Genomic DNA, 18469 nt, shown 5'->3' on the forward strand with positions numbered 1-18469 from the left:
CACCTGATCATAGATGCAGACCTGTATGGCGGAAGCATCCGGCTTTTTGATAACGTTTCATCCAAAAACGGAATCCATTTTTCCAGAATCGACTGTTGGAAAGAAAATGTGGAAAGTTATGTAAACAAAAACACAAAAGCAATTTATATTGAAACTCCAACTAACCCCATGATGAATGTCACTGATATTGCAGCACTTGCAGAAATTGCAAAAAGACATAATCTCCTTCTCATAGTAGACAATACATTTTTATCTCCATATTTCCAGAATCCATTGGAACTGGGAGCGGACATTGTAGTGCACAGCGGAACCAAATTCCTGGGCGGACATAATGATACCCTGGCAGGATTTCTGGTAACCAACAGAGAGGATATCAGCGAAAAGCTTCGTTTTCTTATTAAAACCACAGGCTCCGGCCTGGCTCCTTTTGACAGCTGGCTGATTTTCCGCGGTATCAAAACTCTTGGAATCCGCATGGAGCAGGCACAGAAAAATGCTTTCAAAATCGCAGAATGGCTGAAAACAAAGAGCGCAGTGACCAGAGTAATCTATCCGGAATTACCAGATCACCCGGGATATGAGATTATGAAAAAGCAGGCTAGAGGATTTGGCTCCATGCTTACGTTCCAGCTGGAAAGCAGGGAATTTGCCCTTTCTGTTCTGGAAAAAGTGCGGATGATCAAGTTTGCAGAAAGCCTTGGCGGCGTGGAGACGTTGATCACATATCCAACTACCCAGACTCATGCGGATGTGCCGAAGGAGATACGGGAACGCAACGGAATTACAGAGGCAACCCTTCGCCTCTCTGTTGGAATCGAGGATACACAGGATCTTCTTGATGAATTTGAAAAAGTATTTGCAGAAACAGAGGAAGAATTACATGGCGGAAAGAAATCTTGATTTTGATAAAGTGATTAACAGAAAAAATACCAGATGTCTGAAATATGATTTTGCCGTAAAAAGGGGAAAACCGGCAGATGTGCTGCCTCTTTGGGTCGCAGACATGGATTTTGAGACCTCTTCTTATATTGAGGATGCGCTGGTAGAGCGTTCAAAAGAGGGAATTTTCGGATACAGTGAGGTTCAGACTCCTTATTTTGAAATCATTGCAAACTGGATGAAACTTCACCACAACTGGGAGATACAGGAGGACTGGCTGATCAAAACCCCAGGCGTTGTTTTTGCCCTGGCGATGGCGGTAAAAGCATACACGCAGCCGGGAGACAGTGTGCTGATCCAGCTTCCCGTTTATTATCCTTTTTCAGAAGTTATTCAGGACAATGGCAGAAAAGTGGTGAGCAGCAACCTTTATCAGGGAGAAGACAACCGCTATCACATCGATTTTCAGGATTTTGAAAAGAAAATCGTGGAGGAAAATGTAAAACTGTTTTTCCTGTGCAATCCTCACAATCCGGTGGGAAGAGTGTGGAGCGCAGAAGAATTGGAAAAATTAGGAGATATCTGCGTAAAGAATGGCGTGACCGTTGTCAGTGATGAAATCCATCAGGATTTTGTTTTTAAGGGAAAGCATCAGGTGTTTGCCGGTCTGAAAAAGGAGTTTCAGGATATTTCCATTACCTGCACTTCCCCAAGTAAAACTTTCAATCTTGCAAGTATGATGATCTCCAATATTTTTATTCCCAATCCGGAGCTTCGCCGAAAATTCCGGAAGCAGCTGGATGCGGCAGGAATCAGCCAGCTTGGGGTTCTGGGACTGGTGGCAACAGAGGCCGCTTATTCCAAGGGAGAAGAGTGGTACCAGGCGATGCATGCTTATGTGGAGGCGAACATCAACTACACAAAAGAGTATGTGGAAAAATATCTGCCTGGGGTAAAGATGACAGATCTGGAAGGCACGTATCTGGTGTGGCTGGACTTCCGTGAGACAGGCCTGACTGTTGAGGATCTGGAGGATTTGATCCTTAATAAGGCCAGACTTTGGCTTGACAGTGGAAAGATTTTCGGAAAAGCAGGCGAAGGATTCCAGAGGATTAATGTGGCGTGTCCAAGGGCAACGCTGACAGAGGCGTTGGAGCGGATTAGAAAAGCGTGTTACTGTTCACTCCGTTCACAGTAACACGCTTCGCGATGCACAGAAATCATGCTTTGCATGATTTCGCGCCGCAACTCTCGGGTTTTCTGTGAACTTTGTTCACAAAAAACACCTCGCGGAATGCTACCAGTGAACAGTAACTAGAAAAGCACTTTAAATGGAGATATTTTTACTTTTTGTTGTGTATAGCATATAGGAATGGTAAAATAGAAAAAACATTTTGCGTATACACAGGAGAAAACCATGACCAACAAAATCGACCGTGAAGATATGCTGGCGCTGACCAGGAGGATGAATGTTGCCCGGAGTTCTTTTACAAGGATTGCGGGATGTTATGTGGATAAGGACGGGGACTTTGACGGCAGCTTTAACGTGAATTTTTTAAAGCTGTCCGCCGCAGAAAAGAAGAAAAACATTGAGCTTGCCAAGGTAGTTCCCTTTGCAGCAACAAATGTAAATCTGAAACGTTATGAATTTGCAGATGCAGACAGAAGGCCAGGAACCGTGTGGCAGCTTTTGATGGCAATCCGGGAATGTGGGCTGAAAAACGATGCTCTTATGGACAGCTTCTATGATCTTGTAATGGAGAATTATAAAAGCAGGAGACCTTATGCAGTTTATATTTTCCACGACAGATATGATATTCCGGCAAAGGCAGCAGATAAGGAGCGGCTGGGGGAATCAGAAGCTGTTTTTGAATATCTGATCTGTGTAATTTGTCCTCTTGCAGATGAATACGAGCCAGGTGAGCCGGAGTGCGGCTTTCTTTTTCCGGCATATACAGATGGAGGCGCAGACCTGAACCATGTGGCCGTGTTCCAGAAGGATGCAGACAGGCCGCATCTGGAACTGGTGAGGTCGATTTTGCGGGTGAAATAATAAAAATTTAACAGTTGCTTTTGCAAAATACAAAAAAGGTACTCTGTTATATTGGTATCAACATAATTGATATTAATATAACAGAGTACCTTTTTACATAGTCTAGAGTTCTACTTTATGGGATATTTTCGTATTCCCGTATGATCTCCTTTGCAGCTGCATACTTCGTCCGCCAGTGCGCCAGCTGTATTGGATCCGGCGTGACGGAAGAAAGCCGTGTTTCATCTGAATTATGGGCGAGATCCGCAATCTTTACCTTACGAGCCAGCGGATTTTCGCAAAGTCTGCGCACATAATCCAGATAATCATCGGAAGGAGCGTGTGTAAGCAGCTGGACTGCCTCTGTGATCTCTCTTGGGAATTCCGCTTCCAGATCAGGAAGAGTCAAGGCAGTATCTTCTAGAACGTCATGAAGCAAGGCAATGCAGGTGGTAGTTTCATCTGTCATTTGTTCTGCAAGATGAACCGGGTGAAGGATATAAGGAACCCCACTTTGGTCATATTGTCCTTCGTGTGCTTTATATGCAATTTTTATAGCTTTTATGGTTAAGGGAGTATAGACCATAGTTTATTCTGCAGGTGCAGCCTCCGTGTCTGTATTTAATGGAGTAAAAGCTGCCAGAATTTCATCTGCTTCTGCTGTGGTATCTGTGGTGTATGATAAAATAATGGAGACAAACTTTCCTCCCTGTTTGCGGGTACAATATTTCTGAAGAACTTCATAGTCATTGACTGCCACACTTGTTTCCATAATACGGAAATCCTGTCCGGCAATCTGTATATCGGTTACGTCTGAATAAGTATAGCCCATCCCGGTAGCGTCCAACATCTGCTGTGCAGCCAGAAAATACTGGTCGACAGTCATATTCTCCAGAGAAGCATCCTCAACAACTAAGGAAACATTAGGAAAACCAGAGATAGAAGAAGCCATCATTTCATAAACGGTTCCTGACAGGGCGTCATCTCCAAGTTCCACGCCGGAAGATTCTTCCAGGGTGGTCTGTCCCTGCTTCATAACAGACTGAAGCTCTTCCTCTGTATTCATGACTACTGTTTCCGGTGGTGTGAATTTCAGATTCAGCCATTCACTCTGAAAATCAGTGTCTGTGATGGTGCCTTTTTCATAAGGGGAATCAGAAGTATCTGTAGCACTCTGTGTATGTGTCTCTTGTTCATTATCTGCTGCATCAGCTGTCTGTGAGGTCTCCTCCGCCAGTACTGGGACAACAGCACCGGTGCAAAGGGAAAAAGCCAGCACAGCCGGTATTAGTAAGCTCTTTTTTCTTCGCATGAATTCGGTATCCTCCTAAGATTTATAATGTCAGAAAAGTTTGATGCGTTTGTTGAATAAAGATGGGGATGAAATATCCCACAAATTGTGATGCACATTTTGCAGAAAGCCTTTTTTAAACATGCTCTGATGTCGTGAAACTATTATAGCAAATTCGAAATTACTTTCCTAGTGATAAAAGGTAGAAAAAAACGTGAAAAAATTGTGAAGGGTTACTGTTTCAAGCGAAAATTGCAGAGCGCCTGCGCTGTTACTGTTCATTTCGTTCACAGTAACGCGCTTCGCGGAACGTTACCAGTGAGCAGTAACGCTGCGCTACTGTCCTGTTTGGTGATTTGCTGTGGGGAGTTGCGTTTCCTGTCATATTTCGTTATAATAAAAACCAAAGACTCAAAAACAGATTTTTACCGATTGACAACTTATTATACAAGGAGTTTCTATATGAGCTTTTGGAATACCCTGAAACAGAAATTACGAAGCTTTATTCCGGTAAGCCGCACCTATATGGACAATAAGCTGCGTGAACTGGAAAAAGAGAATAAACGCCAGGAAAAAATCCTCCTGGAGCTTCAGAAAAACAGCCAGTCCATGCTGGAGCTGAAGGAATATGTGTCACAGGAACTGCATCGCCGGGACGACTGGGGAAAACGGGCTGCACAGGTGCAGCGTGAAGCGAAAGAACGCCAGATCTGGGTGATCAAATGTCCTGCTCCTGAGGAAAAAAAGATCCGTTGGGGCGATTATGCGTATGCCGTTGCCTTGAAACGCTACCTGGATCGAATGGGAATGTACACTATAATTGACCTGCACGAAGACTGGGACTGTGAAGTAAACGCAGATGTGGTTCTTGTACTTCGAGGCTGCGAATTTTACCGTCCGGATCGTCGGAACACCAAATGCCTCTACATTATGTGGAATATCAGCCACCCGGAGATGGTTACTCAAGAAGAATACCAGCTCTATGATATTGTATGCGTAGGTTCCCGCCATTATGTCAGGGAGCTTCAGGCGAAGCTTACGGTTCCTGTTTATCCATTGCTTCAGTGTACAGACACTGAGCTTTTTTACCCGGATCAGGCAGCTGAATGCAGCCGTGGAAAAGATTATTTATTTATTGGAAATTCCCGTGGTGTGGCCCGCCCATGTGTATTATGGGCAGCACAGGATAAGCTTCCGCTGAAAATCTGGGGTGCCGGCTGGAAAGCCATGTTAGGCCCAGATAAGACCATGGTACAGGACGTTTTTATCGAAAACAGCCAGATTCCAGCCCTTTACCGAAGTGCCCGCGTCACATTGAATGACCACTGGAAAGACATGTTGGATTACCAGTTTGTGAATAATCGCATTTTCGACGCCCTGGCCTGCGGTCTCCCAGTAATATCTGACTGCTGCGATGAGCTCAGGGAAATCTTTCCGGAAGCAGTGCTGTACTATAGCAATAAAGAAGAATTCCACCAGTGCGTGAAGGAAATTGAGAACAACTATGAAGAAGTGAAAGCAAAAGTCGACGAGCAGTGGCCGGTGATTAAGGAGAAATATTCTTTTGAGACGAGAGCGCGAGAACTGGTGGAGATTGTGGAGAAACACAGAACGGAGAATTCATGGCTTCAATAAAAACAATATCAAAAATTTTGATCATTATACCAGCTTACAATGAAGCTGGATGCATAGAAAAGGTAGTAGACAATCTGGAAAGGAATTATCCTCAATATGATTACGTGGTGATCAATGATGGCTCCACCGATGACACCCGTAAGATATGTGCCCGCCGCGGTTATAATTTCATGGATCTTCCTGTAAACACCGGACTTTCCGGCGCGATCAAAAGCGGTATGCGCTATGCGAACTATTATGGATATGATTACGTTCTCCAGCTGGACGGCGATGGTCAGCATGATCCAAAGTATATAGAGGATATGATTACGGAGATGGAGCGGACCGGTTGTGATATTGTGATTGGGTCCAGATTTAAGACCAAACGCAAGCCTGTTAATTCCAGAATGATTGGAAGCCAGCTGCTTACCTACGCCATCATGATAACCACAGGCGGGAAATATATTGGAGATGTAACTTCCGGAATGCGCCTTTTTAATAAGCGCATGATCAAACGCTTTGGCTACGATATCAATTACAGTCCGGAACCGGATACCCTGGCATACCTTTTGAATTGCGGGGTAAAGATTGAAGAAGTGCAGGTAGAAATGCACGAGCGAATTGCCGGAACCAGCTACCTGGATTTCAAAAATTCCATTTGGTATATGATGAAAATGTTCTTTTCTATTTTTATTTTTCAATGGGTGCGTAAACGAGAGAAAGGAGACAAAAAATGAGCGACACGCTGAAAGGTTTACTTATTATTGCCTCTGTTCTGACTGTTGGATGGATTCTTCGAAAAATCCGAAAAAATAAAGTCAAAATGGAGGACGCTATTTTCTGGATTTTTTTCGCGGCCATTTTACTTTTGCTGGCAATCTTTCCGGAAATTTCCTATGAATTGTGTCGTATATTCGGAATTATGTCACCAAGTAATCTGGTGTTTCTGGTGATCATTTTCCTGCTGGTAGAAAAAATATTTACCTTATCTATTATTGTATCTCAGCTGGAAGACAAGATTGGAGTGTTATCAGCAGAAGTTGCGCTTCGTTCCAAGGCTGAGAATAAGAAGATTGATAAAGTAGATGAGAAAGAGACGTTATTGGAACGGGAAGAAGTAGAAAAGCAGGAGATAGAGGCTGAAATTGGTATTGGAGAGGGAAGATGACCAATGGTTTCTTTAAAAATCATTCCAGCAATCTGTACTCCCCACTTTGGGGGATATTTTGCAGAAAGCCTTTTTCAAACATGTTCTGGAATGAATATATCTAAAAGTTTATAGAGAAAATGAAAAATATGGGATTAAAGAATTTTGATAATAGTAATAAAATAAATCTTCATACATTTGCAGTATGCGCGTACGGTGAGAGTCCGTATTTGGAAGAATGTGTACAGTCTCTTCTGGCGCAGAAAGTCAGAACCAGAATTCTGATCGCGACTTCAACTCCCAATTCATATATATATGGAATTGGTGAGAAGTATGGAATACCTGTTCATATAAACCACGGTGAAAAAGGTCTGGCTGGAGACTGGAATTTTGCCTATAGCTGTGCAACAACACCGCTTGTAACCCTCGCTCATCAGGATGACAGATATTATGTAAACTATACGGAGGATGTACTGGCAGCTGCGAAGAAATGTCGTCATCCTCTTATTATTTTTACAGACTATAATGAACTTCGAAATGGAAAAACGGTGACAACTAACCGGCTTCTTAAGGTGAAACGTCTGCTTCTGACTCCTCTGAAACTGACTTGCTTTTGGAAAAACCGTTTTGTTCGAAGGAGAATTCTCTCCATAGGATCGGCTATCTGTTGCCCTGCAGTCACCCTTGTAAAAGAAAATCTGGACAGTTTTTCCTTTAAAAATAACATGAAAAGCAACATTGACTGGCAGGCATGGGAAGAAATTTCCAGGCGAAAAGGCGAGTTTGCATACACTGCAAGGGCAGGAATGGAGCACCGGATCCATCAGGAATCCACAACCTCGGAACTGATTGAGGAAAACGGAAGAAGAGCGGAAGACTTATATATGTTCCGGAAATTTTGGCCGGGGTGGGTTGCGAAAATGATTGAGAAGGTTTACCAGAAGAGTGAAGAATCTAATGAGGTGTGAAGAGAATTAAGGAGAAAATCATGCCGGAAGTATCTGTCATTATTCCAGTATATAATAGTGAAAAATATGTAGAAAAATGTATCTGCTCGGTTATGGCGCAGACTTTACCCGAACTGGAAATCATTATAATCAATGATGGGAGTATAGATGAAAGCGGGAAAATTCTGCGTAAATTGGCGCAGAAAGACAGCCGGATTATTCTGTTAGAACAGGAAAATAAAGGCGTGGCAGCAGCCAGAAACCTGGGTGTAGAGAAAGCGACCGGAAAATACCTTACATTTGTGGATGGAGACGATTACCTGCAGGAAGACTATATTGAAAAAATGTACAGTCTTGCGGAAAAAGAAACTCTTGATATGGTAATATGTGGCCTGACTTATGTGGACGAAGGTGGAAAAGAGCTGAATAAGATTATTCCGGGTGTGTATAAACGTTTGGAAAATGAGGAGTGGACATTCCGAATTTCAGCAGTATGTTCCCATTTATACAAACGGGAACTGTGGGAAAAGTATGACGTGAAATTTCAAAGCGGTGAGCGAGGGGAGGATATGCCGGTTTCTTTGTTTTTTTCTGCTGTATGTCCAAGAATCGCTACCTTGCCGGAATGCGGGTATTATTATGTGCAGCACGCATCGTCAGCGATTCACAATTTCAAAGGTTTGGAAAAATACTCTCTTCCGTATAAAGGCCTGGAAAATACTTTAACCAGAGTAAATAAAATTGGAATTCAGAACAGTCCGGAATTCTATGAGCTGTTTGTTATGAGGATTTTTGCAACCTGTCTGTTTCAGCTCGCCCCGGGAGCAAGATGGGAGAAAATCAGGGAATTGTGCGATTATATCAGCTGTACGGTAAATATGTATTTTCCAGCTTATTGGAAAAACAGTAAAGCAAAGCTAAATGCAAAGGTGGACATTCCATTTACGCAGAAAGCAGCAGTAAAAGTATTGATTCTTTTATTAAAAACGAAACTTCTTAGGCCCTTTGGCTGGCTGATCAGTAAAAAAAAATAACAAAAAAGATTGTGTGGCGTGCTATTTCCAATGCTTCATATTTTAAATGTTGAAGTAAAATTTCAGTAGAAATATTAAGAGGAAAACAAATGGAATACGTAAGCTTTGTGATATTACATTATAAAGATTATTCAGTAACGGATACCTGTGTCAGGTCTATATTGGCAATGGAACAGCAGGAACGTATCCGGATTGTGATCGTAGACAACGACATTCAGAAAAAAGAAAAAGACAGACAGGAACTGCTCCAAAAATATCAGGGGAATTCCAGAATCAAGGTTTTGCAGATAAAAGAAAATGGCGGCTTTTCTTATGCAAATAATCAAGGGTATCAGTACGCCAGAGAACATTTTGGGAAAAGCTATATCATTGTTTTGAATAATGACATTGAATTTACACAAAAAGACTTTATCAGCAGACTGGAAAAAAGTTATGTAAATAATCAATGCTATGTTCTGGGTCCCGATGTGATCAGGCAGAGTACCGGTGAACATCAGAACCCAATGGATACCAGACTTAGAACCAAAGAAGAAGCAGAATATACTATAAAAATGAACCGCCTGGCGTTACGTTTTTATCCAGTCATGTATCCTGTTGTTTACCATATGCTTCAAAAAGCGGAAAAAAACAAGATAGAAAATCAGAAACAACATATGACACTTTATAGTCAGCTTCAGAAAAATATTGTCCCTTTTGGCGCCTGTCTTATTTTTACTCCATCATTTGTCGAAAAAGAAGAAAAAGCCTTTGAGCCGGAAACCCGGTTTTTCTACGAAGAATATATACTGGCGCTGCGCTGTCAGCGAAAAGGCTATAATATTGTGTATGATCCTTCCATGTCGGTGAAACATGAAAGCGGTGCAGCAACCAAGAAAAGCTATGGGACAGAAAAGAAGCGGATTCGGTTTATGATGGAGAAGACTGTGGGGGCGTGTGAGGTTTATTTGGAGATGCTGGGAGAAGAGTAAGTCTGAGAGATACTTTTTCATGTGGTTTTCTTGCGTTTTATATACATATATGATAAGATAACTTCGATTTAAAAGGACAAATATTTGAAATGATCAGGTGGAATACATGAAAAAATGGTGTGAGAAATTGAAAGGAAATTTATTTTTTGTTAGTCAGTTTGCATTGGATGATTTTAAAACAAAATATGCCGGTTCTGTGTTGGGATTTTTCTGGGCATTTGTTCAGCCGGTTATTACGGTATTAATATACTGGTTCATCTTTCAGATTGGATTCAAAAATGGAGATGTAGACGGCTATCCATTCATATTATGGCTGGTATCCGGCTTATTGCCATGGTTTTTTGTAAGTGATTCTATTACAAATGCAACTTCAAGCTTAGTAGAATACAGTTATCTTGTAAAAAAGGTTTTGTTTAATATTAATATATTGCCAGTTGCAAGAGTTGTATCTGTGTTTTTTGTACAATTATTTTTAATTGGTTTTACAGCGATATTATTTATCGTATATGGACAGATGCCAAGTGTGTATTGGTTACAGTTAGTTTATTATATTGTCTACATGCTTCTTGTATGCATTGGAATATCGTATTTCACTGCATCACTTTTTGTTTTTTTTAGGGATGTCGTTCAAATCGTATCCATTGTTCTACAGATTGTTTTCTGGATAACACCGATTGTATGGCAGATGAGTATTTTTGATGAAAAGGTACAGTGGGCACTGAACTTTAATCCTTTGTTTTATCCGGTACGAGGCTATCGTGACGCATTGATGAGTGGAAAATGCTTTTGGGAATATGGATTCGGATGGAATTTGTATTATTGGCTGATTGCGTTGGCTTTTTGTTTAATAGGAATGAGCTGCTTCAAAAAATTAAAACAGCATTTTGCTGACGTATTATAGAAGTGAGGATATTAGGAATGCAAAATTATGCAGTGAATATAGAAAATTTGAATAAAACATATCGCTTATATAATAAACCGTCTGATCGTGTAAAGGAAGCGTTAGGCTTTGGCAAGAAGCAGAGTAAAACTTTTGAGGCGCTTAAGGATGTAAGCTTCAATGTGAAAAAAGGCGAGACAGTGGGGATTATCGGAACGAATGGTGCCGGTAAATCTACTTTGCTGAAAATTGTAACCGGAGTTTTAAGTCCGACAGCAGGAAATATTCAGATAGAAGGTAAGGTTTCTGCTTTATTGGAACTTGGAGCTGGCTTTAATGAAGAATATTCTGGAATAGAAAATATATATTTGAATGGCCGTATGATGGGTTATTCACGTAAGGAAATGGATGAGCGCCTTAACGGAATCGTAGAATTTGCGGATATTGGAGACTTTATCAATCAGCCGGTGAAAACTTACTCAAGCGGTATGTTTGCACGTTTGGCTTTCGCAGTTGCGATTAATGTGGAACCAGATATTCTTATTGTAGATGAAGCACTGAGTGTTGGAGACATTTTCTTCCAGAACAAGTGTTTTAAAAAATTTGATGAGTTAAAACGAAATGGCGTTACGATTCTTTTTGTATCTCATGATATCGGAAGTGTACGCCAGATGTGTTCCAGAGTTTTATGGCTTGATCATGGTACGGTCAGAGCCTTTGGCGAAGCTGCGCATATTTGTGATATGTATATGGACGAAAAGCGAAAATCAGCAGAATATGTGGCCGGACATATTCAGGATGAAGTTGCAGGGAATGTCTTCATGGAAAAAATTGATGAAGAGAGAAAATATCCCAAGATCAGTTTTGTGGAGGATCGTTTTCACAATGACAGTGTGGCAATCCGTTCTCTGTTTTTTACAGATTCCGAAGATAAAGCGGTAAATCGACTGTACGTTGATAAAACTTATCGAACTCATGTAGTAATTGAGTGTATGAAAGATGCACCAAGCCTGATTGTTGGATTTGTGTTGGAGAATAATAAAGGACTTCCTCTGTTTGATATTAACAATTTTATTAATCAGGGCGAAGTGGTCAACGGAAAGAAAAATGACATTATTGAGATCGTGTACGAATATACATTGCCGCGTATCATGAATGGTGTTTATCTGGTAGGAGCAGCGGTAGGTCAGGGTACACAGTCTAAGCATGAAATGCTTACCTGGCTTCATGGTATTATGGAACTGGAAGTCGTAAATCAAGGTTACAATTCTTCTTATATTGAAATTCCAAGCAAGATCAGAGCCTTTTCCAATCGACAGGAAAATGTAATGTTTCTATAGAATTTGTGGGTAAAATATGGATATTGTAATTGTTACATATAATTCTGAAAAATGGATAAAAAGGTGCCTGGATTCTCTGCTGAAGGCAAAGGCACTTTCTTCAGATCTGAAGTTGTTTTTTGTGGATAATCATTCCAGTGATCAGACGGTAGAATTGCTGACTGCTTATGAAAAGAAAGACGACTTCAGCCGTTTTGAGATTATTCAGCAGGAACAGAATCAGGGTTTTGGAAATGCTAACAATCTAGGAGCATCCTTTGGAAAGGATGAAATTGTTTGCTTTTTGAACGTTGATACAGAGGTATTCGAAGATACTTTTAAGCGGCTGGAAGAGATAATTGCAGAGTCATCGAAAGAAATCGGAGCCTGGGAATTCAGACAGCTGCCATATGAGCATCCCAAAATTTATGATCCTGTTACTGGCATTACAAGTTGGATGTCCGGAGCAGCATTTGCAGTACGCAGAGAAATTTTTGAAAAACTTCAGGGGTTTGATAAAAATATTTTTATGTATGCGGAGGACGTGGATTTCAGTTGGCGTCTGAGAGCATCCGATTACAAAATTAAATATTGTCCGACTGTGAAAATAATGCATTATTCGTACGAAAGCATTGGAGCGGTGAAGCCGGCGCAGTATGTAAATTCTCTGATTAATAATCTGCTGCTGCGATATCGTTTTGGCAGCTTTTCCGATGTGATGAGAGGCTATTTTCAGTTTGCAATAGTGTTTTTTTTACATCGGGCCCCCTATCCGGGAGCAAAAAAACAATTGCTTCAGGCTTTTGCGGCACATTTTTCATGTATCTCTTCTTTTAATAATAAAAGTTATGCCAGGGCGCAGGTGGGACAGTTCCTGGAGTGGGATTATGAAATTACGCGTGACAATAAAATCCAAACACAGAAGGATTGTGAATTTTGTCCTTTGGTTTCCATTATTGTGCGAACCTGTCAGCGTGCAGAAGTTTTAAGAGAAGCGTTGATCAGCATCCGAAATCAGACGTATTCCAATATAGAGGTTATAGTGGTGGAAGATGGTGAGGCTTCTGCTGAAAAAATGATCGTAGAAGAATTTTCAGATTTGAATATCCGATATTATTCCACCGGAAAGAAAGCCGGACGTTCAGAAGCGGGAAATCTTGCATTATCGAAAGCAGCCGGGGAATATATTAATTTTCTGGACGATGATGATATCTTTTTTGCGGATCATGTAGAAACCCTGGTACAGGCTTTGGCGCAGAACAGAAAATATCTTGCAGCATATGCATTTGGATTTGAGACTCCGGTTGTTGTAGAAAGCACCTCTCCGTACAAATACCATATTAAAGCTTATAATAAGCGATATACGACTGCATTTGATGAAGTAGAGCTGTGTTATCATAATTTTATACCAATACAATGCATTATGTTCTCGAGACGTCTTTATGAAGAATTTGGGGGCTTTGACAGCTCACTGGATTATCTGGAGGACTGGGATTTATGGGTAAGGTATGCACAAAGGACAAAGTATATTTGTGTGGAAAAAACAACATCTTTGTATAGAGTTCCTTTTGAACAGAAGATTCAGAAAGAACGACAGCATCAATTAGACGAGGCATTAAAAACAGTACGAAAAAAACACGAATCCTATGAGATTCCTGTGAGTGCAGCAAGACTGGCTGTATATGGAAAAAAACGAATATGGGAGAAATAATAATGAAATTACAAATTCAATCTGTAATTTATGGAAATCAGGTAGACGCTTTGGTGAAAGCAATGAAAGCCCTTCAGCAGGCTGTAAAAGTCTATCACAGACGCGTGGGAGATCTGCAGGTGAGGCTTATTTATGGTGACTCTACACCAACTCCTGTTCTGGATGAAAAAACACAGAAAGATATCCGTGAAATGCTGAAGGCGGAAATTGAATTTGAATATAAAGTATTTGGATTTAATTCCGGAACTGCCAAAGGTCATAATCTGATGGCTGAGAATACAGATGCTGATATTATGATGATCATGAATCCAGATGTTATTTTGGAGCCAACCTGTCTGTGTAAGCTGATGGAACCTCTTAAACTGAAAGAGGTTGGAATGGTGGAGGCAAGACAGACTCCGCTGGAGCATGCAAAGGAATATAATACAAAAACAGGAGAAACGGAATGGGCATCTACTGCCTGTACTGTGTTTAAAACAGAGGTATACAATAAAATAAATGGTTTTGATGCAGAAACCTTCTTTTTATATTGTGATGACCTGGATTTTTCCTGGCGTGTGCGCTTGGCTGGTTATAAAATCATTTATATGCCATCCGCTATTGTATATCATGCTAAAAATCTGTCCTTATCAGGAACCTGGCAGCCTACATCCGCAGAAATATATTATTCTGCAGAAGCAGCCATGCTTCTTGCCTATAAATGGTCAAATCCGGAAAGGGCAGAAAAGCTTTGCCAGCAGTATCTGACTCATGGTGGTGAAAGCGAAAAAAAAGCAGCGCAGGAATATCGTAAAAGAGAAAAAGAGGGTACTTTACCCCAAATGATAGATCCAGAACATAAAATCGGAAGATTTTTAGGAGATGAATATTGTAAGATGCGATTTAAGTTTAATCACTAATTGCTTTGAGGAAATGAGTATGAATAATAAAAATAATAATAGTTGGAAAGATATTATTGGTGAATTTTCAGCGAACAGTAATGTTGGGCTGTATTTAAAAGGATTAGAGCATTTAAATACAGAAGAAAACCAGAAATTATACGAAGAGAAATATCTTCCTGTCATTCAAGGTGAAAAAAAGGAAAATTCTCCTTTTTTAAGCGTTATTATCCGTACGCAGGGAAAGAGAGAGCAGGGATTGCGCGAAGCCCTGCTGTGTCTGCAGGCGCAGGAATGCCAGGACTTTGAAATATTATTGATTGCGCATAAAGCTGATGAAGAACATGGTAAGTTGATCGAAGAAATTCTGGAAGATCAGGAAGAGGAATTCAGAAAGAAAATAAGATTCTTTCGTCTGAATGAAGGAACCAGAACAACTCCGCTGAATTATGGTTTTTCCCATGCGTGGGGCAAGTATGCAGCTGTTTTTGATGATGATGATATTCTTTTCTCAAACTGGGTAGAGGAATTTAAAAAGTGTGCAGAAGAAAACGAGGGCCGTATTCTTCATTCTTTTGCATTTGCACAGGACTGGGAAAATCTGGAAAAACTGGGATATTGTGCAGTGGCTGCTCCGTCTGCAAACTACTGTGTTCCCTTTAATTTGATCAATCAGTTATCTGTTAACAGATGCCCATTGATGACTCTGGCGTTTCCTGTAAATATTTTTCAGAAGGCAGGAATTATATTCAACGAAAGCCTTAATGTGACAGAAGATTGGGAATATTTTATGAGAACCGCTTTTTTATGCGGCGTTTCCGATATTGAAGCACCGACAGCAATCTACAGATTCTGGAAAAACATTGAAACATCTGCCACCTTGCATGATCAGGAAAATTGGGATGCAACGTATCATTCTGTACAAGAGACTTACAACAGTCAGAATATTATTCTGCCGGCAGGAAATATCAGAAGAATCATAGAGCTGTCAACAGCTGGTGCAGCTCAGAATCTTGTAAATGCCAATGGCGAAATGGTAAGTCAACTTTTCTTCAGTAAAGGTGAAAGGTTTAGCAATAATCAGGTGATTCAGGCCGTGAATAAGGCAGAAGCACCGCAATTTGACATCTGGTTTCTATTTGAAGAAAAAACAAATGATTTAACAGCAATGCGATTCGATTTATGTGAAGAAGGACTGTTTATGCTGAAAAATTTCAGTGTGGATATCTGGTTTACAAACGGAGAGAAAAAAGTACTTACGTTAGAGGATTGTGTACATAACGGCCTGGAGACGAAAGAGGGAGTATTTTTCATTAACTCAGATCCGGAAATCGTGTGGGAACTTAAAGATGAAAGACTGCTCGATGTTGTGAATGTGAAAGGGGAATTTGAACGGCGGGTGAAAACCAAAGGATGGGTGAATACGCTGCTGAATATTTTCCCATTGAAAAAATGTTTTAAAAAGAGAAAACTACATAACAAAGGGTATTTTTAGATCAGGAGGGTAAGATAATGAAAGTATTGGTAACTGGTGCTGCTGGCTATATGGGAAAATATGTAGTAAAAGAATTGTTGGGAAAAGGTCATGAGGTTTATGCAATTGACTTTAACCATAAGGAAATTGACTCAAGAGCTGAAATTCTGGATGTGGATATATTTTCCGGTGATGACAGAATTTATGAAAAGGTAAAATGTCCTGATTTATGTATTCATTTAGCATGGCAGGATGGATTTGTGCATAATTCACCAAAGCATATGGAAAACTTATCAAAGCATTTTACATTTCTGAAGAATTTAATTGATGGCGGCTGCAAAAGAATCGCAGTTATGGGAACCATGCATGAGATTGGATTCTGGGAAGGTGCAGTGGATGAAAATACTCCGTGTAATCCATTATCACAGTATGGTATTGCAAAAAATGCATTGAGACAGTCTCTTTTACTGCTAACCCAGAATTCAGATGTGAAGATTTACTGGTTAAGAGCATATTACATTCTGGGAGATGACAGACGAAACAGTTCTATTTTCACAAAGCTGCTTCAGGCAGTAGAAGATGGAAAAGAAGAATTTCCATTTACTTCAGGTGAAAACAAATATGATTTCATTGACATAAAAGATCTTGCAATGGAAATCGTAGCTGCAAGCACACAGGATGAAATTACTGGAATTATAAATGTCTGCACAGGAAATCCAGTTGCTCTGAAAGATAAGGTGGAAGCATTCATTAAAGAAAAGGGACTTCCGATTAAATTGAAATATGGAGCATTTCCTGACAGACCTTATGATTCCAAGATTATTTATGGCGATAGCACGAAAATAAATAAAATTTTAATGACAACAGGGAAATAACATTATAAAAGGATGTGATCGTGTGGAATTCGGAAATGGAAAAAAGAATCAGTTAGTATGGCGCTCGTCTGAAAACAGATATCATAATGAGGAATTCAAAGTGAATGAAGATAATGACAATGTAAATGTTGCGATACTTGCACGCCAGGTAAATGCAGAAAGTACAGTGCTTGATATTGGCTGCGGTGAGGGCAAATTTGGTGCTATGCTACTGAATAAAAAATGCCAATTATATGGAATCGATATTGATTCAGAAGCATGTCGAAATGCATCGGAAAAATATAAATATAATAAGATATTCTGCACAAATATTGAAGCGCCTGATTATGCGGATGAAGGATTTGCAGAATTAGAAAGTCTGTCTTTTGAATTTGACTATATTGCCTTGATCGACATTCTTGAACATGTAATAAATCCTACAAGGGTTATTGAAAACTCAGTCAGATACTTGAAAGATAAAGGGAAAATCCTGATCAGTGTTCCAAATGTGAATAATGCAGATATATTTTTAAATTTGCTTAATGATCATTTTAATTATCGCGAAGCGGGTGTGCTGGATAATACACACACGAAATATTTTACCAGACATTCTTTTATTGAGTGGATCGAAGATATTAATAGTACAGCAGACTTTGCACTGGATTGTGAATATATAGGAAGTACTTTCGGGGAAACCGAGTTTATGCAGGAAGTGGAGAAAAAGTATCCAAACGTGTATGAACTGATTCAGTTAAATCCATGGTTTAATGCGATTCAGCATTTGTTTGTACTGACCTATTATAAAAACAAAAAAGAGGCAAACACCAATCATCTAGAAGGACTTTTACAGGAAAAGGGTAATAATCTTGTAGGAAAGCTGAATCAGGTGCTTGATTTTTCAGGGGCAGATTTGCAGGAAAAGGATTTTTCAATGCTTCCAAATGAGAGAAGAACTTTAAAAGAGCAAGTCTTTGTATCAGAAGAAGGATGGAAAAAGTGTGCAGATGAGTTAAAGAAAGCGAAAGCCTTTGAGGAAAAAAATCAGAGAGACATTGATGAATTAAAGCAAGCATTAGAGCAATCGCAGCAAATGGTGAGTGAAAAAAATGCGGAGCTTAAAAATGTAGAGGATAAATTGGCGCAAAGTACAGCCGCACTGGAAGAAACTCGTGTTGAGTGGAAAAAGTGTGCAGGGGCATTGGAAGAAACCCGTACCGAATGGAAAGAATGTGCGGAAGCATTGGAAAATGCGAAAAAAGGCTGGGGAGAATGCGCGGAAGCATTAGAAAATGCGAAAAAAGGCTGGAAAGAATGTGCGGAAGCGTTAGAAAGTGCGAAAAAAGGCTGGAAAGAATGTGCGGATGCATTAGAACAGGAAAGAAAATCAAAGTGATGTATCCACATAAGTGAAATATAAGAGGAAATGGAGAAAGAAATTATT

19 protein-coding genes and 1 pseudogene are annotated in these 18469 nt (G+C 40.2%); 17 read left to right on the forward strand and 3 right to left on the reverse strand.

The window, feature by feature from the left end; all coding sequences use genetic code 11:
• From AB5642_RS15605 to AB5642_RS15615, 3 genes are all read left to right on the forward strand, one after another.
• Positions 1-900: PLP-dependent aspartate aminotransferase family protein (locus AB5642_RS15605; protein WP_368371742.1), on the forward strand; the 900-nt coding region annotated here is incomplete at its 5' end.
• The gene (locus tag AB5642_RS15610; protein WP_195391834.1) at positions 881-2077 is read left to right on the forward strand and encodes a MalY/PatB family protein; all 1197 of its coding nucleotides are present in this window, start codon (positions 881-883) and stop codon (positions 2075-2077) included. The genes AB5642_RS15605 and AB5642_RS15610, both read left to right, overlap by 20 nt.
• A gap of 219 nt (positions 2078-2296) precedes the next feature.
• A complete protein-coding gene (locus tag AB5642_RS15615) occupies positions 2297-2932 on the forward strand; it encodes a DUF4317 family protein (RefSeq protein ID WP_330382746.1) in 636 nt (211 codons plus the stop codon).
• A 115-nt stretch (positions 2933-3047) separates the two neighbouring features.
• Here the strand turns inward: AB5642_RS15615 and AB5642_RS15620 are convergent, their stop codons facing one another.
• Together AB5642_RS15620 and AB5642_RS15625 are read right to left on the reverse strand one after the other, a co-directional pair.
• Positions 3048-3497: an HD domain-containing protein gene (locus AB5642_RS15620; RefSeq protein ID WP_195391833.1), complete on the reverse strand. Its 450-nt coding sequence runs from the start codon at positions 3495-3497 to the stop codon at positions 3048-3050.
• 3 nt (positions 3498-3500) lie between these two features.
• Positions 3501-4223, reverse strand: coding sequence for a hypothetical protein (locus tag AB5642_RS15625; protein WP_148462147.1), 723 nt, complete (start codon positions 4221-4223; stop codon positions 3501-3503).
• Positions 4224-4285: 62 nt separating this feature from the next.
• Here AB5642_RS15625 and AB5642_RS15630 point away from each other — a divergent pair, with 62 nt between their 5' ends.
• The 4 genes from AB5642_RS15630 (at position 4286) to AB5642_RS15645 (ending at position 6984) form a co-directional block, all read left to right on the forward strand.
• Entirely contained in the window at positions 4286-4342 is a 57-nt protein-coding gene (locus AB5642_RS15630) for a DUF6783 domain-containing protein (RefSeq protein WP_368072564.1), read from the forward strand.
• A 322-nt stretch (positions 4343-4664) separates the two neighbouring features.
• On the forward strand, positions 4665-5837 hold the full coding sequence (locus AB5642_RS15635) for a glycosyltransferase (protein ID WP_148462148.1): 1173 nt from the start codon (positions 4665-4667) through the stop codon (positions 5835-5837).
• Positions 5825-6553, forward strand: a complete 729-nt coding sequence (locus AB5642_RS15640) for a glycosyltransferase family 2 protein (RefSeq protein WP_148462149.1) — start codon at positions 5825-5827, stop codon at positions 6551-6553. The genes AB5642_RS15635 and AB5642_RS15640 overlap by 13 nt, the downstream gene beginning before the upstream one ends.
• Positions 6550-6984 (forward strand): DUF2304 domain-containing protein, encoded by a 435-nt coding sequence (locus AB5642_RS15645; RefSeq protein WP_148462150.1) that lies wholly within the window; start codon positions 6550-6552, stop codon positions 6982-6984. Before AB5642_RS15640 ends, AB5642_RS15645 begins: the two co-directional genes overlap by 4 nt.
• Before the next feature lie 14 nt (positions 6985-6998).
• On the opposite strand, the pseudogene AB5642_RS15650 reads toward AB5642_RS15645, so the two are convergent.
• Positions 6999-7052: pseudogene (locus tag AB5642_RS15650) on the reverse strand (DUF6783 domain-containing protein); the annotation flags it as partial.
• Positions 7053-7112: 60 nt separating this feature from the next.
• Between AB5642_RS15650 and AB5642_RS15655 the strand changes: the two are divergent.
• From AB5642_RS15655 to AB5642_RS15700, 10 genes are all read left to right on the forward strand, one after another.
• Positions 7113-7931: a glycosyltransferase family A protein gene (locus AB5642_RS15655; RefSeq protein ID WP_148462151.1), complete on the forward strand. Its 819-nt coding sequence runs from the start codon at positions 7113-7115 to the stop codon at positions 7929-7931.
• A gap of 20 nt (positions 7932-7951) precedes the next feature.
• Positions 7952-8944 carry a glycosyltransferase gene (locus tag AB5642_RS15660; RefSeq protein WP_148462152.1) on the forward strand — a complete coding sequence of 331 codons (993 nt, stop codon included), beginning with the start codon at positions 7952-7954 and terminating at the stop codon, positions 8942-8944.
• 89 nt (positions 8945-9033) lie between these two features.
• Complete coding sequence (locus AB5642_RS15665; protein ID WP_148462153.1) at positions 9034-9912, forward strand: glycosyltransferase family 2 protein; 879 nt, start codon at positions 9034-9036, stop codon at positions 9910-9912.
• A 106-nt stretch (positions 9913-10018) separates the two neighbouring features.
• Positions 10019-10813: an ABC transporter permease gene (locus AB5642_RS15670; RefSeq protein ID WP_148462154.1), complete on the forward strand. Its 795-nt coding sequence runs from the start codon at positions 10019-10021 to the stop codon at positions 10811-10813.
• Positions 10814-10830: 17 nt separating this feature from the next.
• Entirely contained in the window at positions 10831-12132 is a 1302-nt protein-coding gene (locus AB5642_RS15675; RefSeq protein ID WP_148462155.1) for an ABC transporter ATP-binding protein, read from the forward strand.
• A 16-nt stretch (positions 12133-12148) separates the two neighbouring features.
• On the forward strand, positions 12149-13822 hold the full coding sequence (locus tag AB5642_RS15680; protein WP_148462156.1) for a glycosyltransferase family 2 protein: 1674 nt from the start codon (positions 12149-12151) through the stop codon (positions 13820-13822).
• A 2-nt stretch (positions 13823-13824) separates the two neighbouring features.
• The gene (locus AB5642_RS15685) at positions 13825-14721 is read left to right on the forward strand and encodes a glycosyltransferase (protein WP_187566109.1); all 897 of its coding nucleotides are present in this window, start codon (positions 13825-13827) and stop codon (positions 14719-14721) included.
• 19 nt (positions 14722-14740) lie between these two features.
• A complete protein-coding gene (locus AB5642_RS15690; RefSeq protein WP_195380266.1) occupies positions 14741-16195 on the forward strand; it encodes a glycosyltransferase family 2 protein in 1455 nt (484 codons plus the stop codon).
• A gap of 17 nt (positions 16196-16212) precedes the next feature.
• Positions 16213-17049, forward strand: coding sequence for an NAD(P)-dependent oxidoreductase (locus AB5642_RS15695; RefSeq protein ID WP_148462159.1), 837 nt, complete (start codon positions 16213-16215; stop codon positions 17047-17049).
• A gap of 22 nt (positions 17050-17071) precedes the next feature.
• Entirely contained in the window at positions 17072-18421 is a 1350-nt protein-coding gene (locus AB5642_RS15700) for a methyltransferase domain-containing protein (protein ID WP_187566111.1), read from the forward strand.
• Positions 18422-18469: the final 48 nt, after the last annotated feature.

It is taken from the genome of Ruminococcus sp. 1001136sp1_2201st1_G3_2201SCRN_220225 (genome assembly GCF_040924365.1).
GTDB lineage: Bacteria > Bacillota > Clostridia > Lachnospirales > Lachnospiraceae > Blautia_A > Blautia_A faecis.